The 4,003-nt window shown below is 75.4% G+C and carries 4 protein-coding genes; all 4 read right to left on the bottom strand.

Annotated features, from left to right (window positions below; translation table 11 throughout):
- A partial coding sequence (locus tag DQW06_RS15840) for a mandelate racemase/muconate lactonizing enzyme family protein (protein WP_157983455.1) occupies nucleotides 1-1,074 on the bottom strand: 1,074 nt, incomplete at its 3' end.
- A 2-nt stretch (nucleotides 1,075-1,076) separates the two neighbouring features.
- Nucleotides 1,077-1,982: a 5-dehydro-4-deoxyglucarate dehydratase gene (locus DQW06_RS15835; RefSeq protein WP_013153053.1), complete on the bottom strand. Its 906-nt coding sequence runs from the start codon at nucleotides 1,980-1,982 to the stop codon at nucleotides 1,077-1,079.
- 53 nt (nucleotides 1,983-2,035) lie between these two features.
- The gene (locus tag DQW06_RS15830; protein WP_019607317.1) at nucleotides 2,036-2,995 is read right to left on the bottom strand and encodes a sugar phosphate isomerase/epimerase; all 960 of its coding nucleotides are present in this window, start codon (nucleotides 2,993-2,995) and stop codon (nucleotides 2,036-2,038) included.
- On the bottom strand, nucleotides 2,992-4,003 hold a 1,012-nt coding region (locus tag DQW06_RS15825; RefSeq protein WP_157983454.1), incomplete at its 5' end, for a dihydrodipicolinate synthase family protein. The genes DQW06_RS15825 and DQW06_RS15830, both read right to left, overlap by 4 nt.

The following is a 4,003-nucleotide window of genomic DNA, read 5'->3' as shown; positions in this document are numbered from 1 at the left end:
CGCGACCGGTGTGAGCGTGTCGGCGAACACCAGGCCGTGGCCGTGGCCGGTGTCGGCGCGCACCCGGCCCCGGTCGAACTCCACCCCGCTGGGGCGGGCCAACGCTCCCAGCGCGGCGAAGGAGGCCCGGTCGATGTCCTCGACCATGGCCACCCGGGGCAGGCACAGCGCCAGCTGCCCCGACAGCTCGGGCAACAGGTGCGGAGCCACCGGCACGCCGCGGCGCGCCATCGACTCCGCGATCCGCAGGAACGGGGTGATGCCGCCCACCCGCACCACGTTGGGCTGGGCGACGTCGCACACCCCCAGCTCCACGGCCCGCTCGAACTCGGCGGCCGTGCGCAGGTTCTCACCCACGGCGAAGGGCACCCGCGTGCGCTCGCGCAGACGGGCGTGCGCCTCCAGGTCCTCGGCCGGGAGGGGCTCCTCCACGAAGTGCGGGCCGAACTCCTCCAGCGCGTCCAGCGCCCGGACCGCCCCGGGCACGTCCCAGCGCTGGTTGGCGTCCACCATCAGCAGCCGGTCCGGGCCCAGCACCTCGCGCACCGCGCCCACCCGCTCGGCGTCCCGGGCCGGATCGGGCGAGCCGACCTTGACCTTGGCGGCGACGTGCCCGGCCTCCACCCAGCCGCGCACCTGTTCCACCAGGTCGGGCAGGGAGTAGTCCAGGTTGACCCCGCTGCCGTAGGCCGGCGCCGACTCGCGGCGCCGACCCACCAGGTCCACCAGGCTCGACTCCGCCGCGCGGGCGCGCAGGTCCCACAGGGCGATGTCCACCCCCGCCAGCGCCATCAGGGTGAGCCCGCTGGTGCCCGCCTCGCGCAGGTGCCAGCGCAGCTCGTCCCACCGGGCCGGATGGGCCTCGGCGCCCACCAGCGCGGGCCGCAGGTCGTCGTTGACCAGCGCGGCCACCGCCCGGGCCCCGATCAGCGGGGTCCACGCGAAACCCGTGCCGACCAGCCCGGAGTCGGTGGCCACCCGCACCACCACGACGTCGTTGCGGTCCACGCCCCCGTCCCAGGAGCGGTGCAGCGGCAGCCGGAAGGCCCGGGCGCCGACCTCGGTGACGCGCACGTTCAGCCCTCCTTGACCAGGGACAGGCCGGTCTCGATCAGCTCGGCCAGCGCGGACTCCTCCTCGGCGGTGGGGTCGCGGAACGGCGCGCGCACCCCGCCCATGTCCACCCCGCGCAGCCGCGCGCCCGCCTTGACCAGCGACACCGCGTACCCCGGAGTCCGGTCGCGCAGCCGCACCAGCGGCTCGAAGAACTCGCGCATCAGGGTGTCGGCCAGCGCGTCGCCGGAGTGGAAGGCGCGGTAGAAGGCGTCGGCCACCTCGGGCACGAACGCGAACGCCGCCGAGGAGTACAGCGGCACGCCCACCGACCGGTAGGCCGCCACGGTCAGCTCCGCCGTGGGCAGGCCGTTGAAGAAGGTGAACTCCTCGCCGCGCAGGTCGCGCACCGCCATCACGATCTGGTGCATCCGGCCCAGGTCGCCCACCCCGTCCTTGATCCCCACCACCTGCGGGATCGCGGCCAGCTCCGCCGCGCTCTGGGGGGTGAACACCATCGACCCGCGCTGATAGACCACGACCGGGATGTCGGAGGCCGCGACCACGGTGCGCACGTAGTCCACCAGCCCCGACTGCGGCGCGCCCACCAGGTAGGGCGGCAGCAGCAGGATCGCGTCCGCGCCCAGTTCGCGGGCCGCGCGGGCCTGCTCGATGGCGGTGCCCACGCTGCCGCCCGCACCGGCCACCACCGGCACGCGGCCCGCGGTGACCTCCACCGACCGCCGCACCACCGCGGCGTGCTCGGCGGCCGACAGGGCGTGCACCTCACCGGTGCCGCAGGCCGCGAACACCCCGCCCGCGCCGTGCTCCACGCCCGAGGCGACGTGCTCGGCCAGCACGTCCTCGTTCACTTCGCCTTCGGAGTCGAAGGGGGTCAGGGGGAAGAAGAGGATTCCGTCGAAGTTCATGCTTGCTCCTTGAGCTCGGGGGGACCGGGGGCGCGCGTGCGCCCCCGGGGGCCTCACAGGACGTGCTGGACGTGGCGTCGGGCCAGGGTGGCGATGACGTCGTCGCCGTCGGCCGACCAGATCCGCTCGTTGAAGATCTCCACCTCGATGTCGCCGTCGTAACCGGCCGCGTCCACCGCGCGGCGCAGGGCGCGCACGTCGGCGTGGCCGTCGCCGACCATGCCGCGCCCCAGCAGGGCGTCGGCGGGGATGGGCAGCTCCCAGTCGCAGGCCTGGAAGGAGGCGATGCGCCCGCCCGCCCCGGCGCGGGCGATCTGCTCCCACACCTGGGGGTCCCACCACACGTGGTAGGCGTCCACCACCACGCCGACGGCGGCCGCGTCGAAGCGTTCGGCCAGGTCCAGGGCCTGGCCCAGTGTGGAGAGCACGGCGCGGTCGGCGCAGAACATCGGGTGCAGGGGCTCCAGCGCGAGCTGTACCCCCCGCTCCAGGGCGTAGGGCGCCAGCTCGGCGATGCCGTCCGCCACCCGTTCGCGGATGCCGACCAGGTCGCGCTCGCCGTCGGGCATACCGCCCACGACCATGACCAGGCAGGGCGCGCCGAGTTCGGCGGCCTCGTCGACGGCGCGCCGGTTGTCCTCCAGCGCCGCGGCCCGGTCCGGGCCGGTGAGGAAGCCGCCTCGGCAGTGCGAGGACACGCGCAGCCCGGCCCGGCGCAGCAGGGCGGCGGCCTTGGCCAGGCCCATCTCGGCGACCGGCTCGCGCCAGGTCCCGATGGCGGGCAGTCCGGCGCGCAGGCAGCCGTCCACGGCCTGGGTCAGGTTCCAGTACTTGACGGTGGCCTGGTTGAGCGAGAGCCGTGCCAGGCGCGGGTCGCCCGGTTCGGGGGTGGGCACCGCGGCGGGCTGCCCGGAGGGCACGTCCACCGCGCCGGGTACGACCGCCGCGACGGTGGCCGCGGGCGCGGCCGTCGGCGTGGGGGGCGCCGCGGCGCCCTCGGGGATGGTGCTCACTGGTCCACTCCTGACACCTGGAGGAGCGCCCGCATGCGTGCCGCGGCCAGGTCGGGGTCGGTCAGGGCCCCGGCGGCGTCGGCCAGGCGCACCGCCTGGGCCAGGTGGGGCAGGTCGCGGGCGCTGTGCAGCCCGCCCACCATGTGGAAGCCCTTCTGGTGGCCGTTGAGCCAGGCCAGGAAGGCCACGCCGGTCTTGTAGTAGAAGGTGGGCTCGGTGAACAGGTGCCGGGCCAGCGGGACCGTGGGGTCCATCAGGGCCCGGTACCGGGCGGTGTCGCCCTCGTCCAGGGCGGCCAGCGCGCGGGCGGCGGCCGGGGCGATGGCGGCGAAGACGCCCAGCAGGGCGTCGGAGTGGCCCTGCTCGTCGCCCAGGACGAGGTCGGGGTAGTTGAAGTCGTCGCCGGTGTACAGGCGCACGCCCTCGGGCAGCAGCCGCCGCAGCCGCACCTCCAGCGAGGCGTCGAGCAGGGAGACCTTGATGCCGTCCACCTTCGCCGCGTGCTCGGCGATCAGGGCCGCCACCGGCTCGATCGCCTCGGCCGGGTCGGCGAAGCCCCAGTACCCGGCCAGGGCCGGGTCGAAGGCGGTGCCCAGCCAGTGCAGGATGACGGGCTGGTCGGCCCGGCCCAGCAGGTCGGCGTAGACCTTGGCGTAGTCGTCGGGGCCCGAGGCGACCGCGGCCAGGGCGCGCGAGGCCATGAGGATGGGGGTGGCTCCGGCGCCCTGGACGACGTCGAGCTGCTCACCGTACGCGGTGATAACGCTTTCCAGATCGGCCTGCGAAAGGTCGAGCTGGTCGGTGCCCACCCCGCAGGCCAGGGCGGCGCCGCGCGAGGCGGCCTCCGCACCCGACCTGCGGATCAGCTCGGCGGTGGCCGCCCAGTCCAGGCCCATGCCGCGCTGGGCGGTGTCCATGGCGTCGGCCACGCCCAGGCCCTGGTCCCACAGGTGGTGGCGGAAGGCCAGGGTGGCCTCCCAGTCCAGGCGGGCCGGGGCGCCGGGGGCG

Origin of the sequence: Nocardiopsis sp. TNDT3 (assembly GCF_003427465.1) — a bacterium.
In the GTDB taxonomy this organism is placed as follows: domain Bacteria; phylum Actinomycetota; class Actinomycetes; order Streptosporangiales; family Streptosporangiaceae; genus Nocardiopsis; species Nocardiopsis dassonvillei.
The sequence above is the reverse complement of the archived record's forward strand: the minus strand, read 5'-3'. Positions and strand labels throughout refer to the sequence as shown.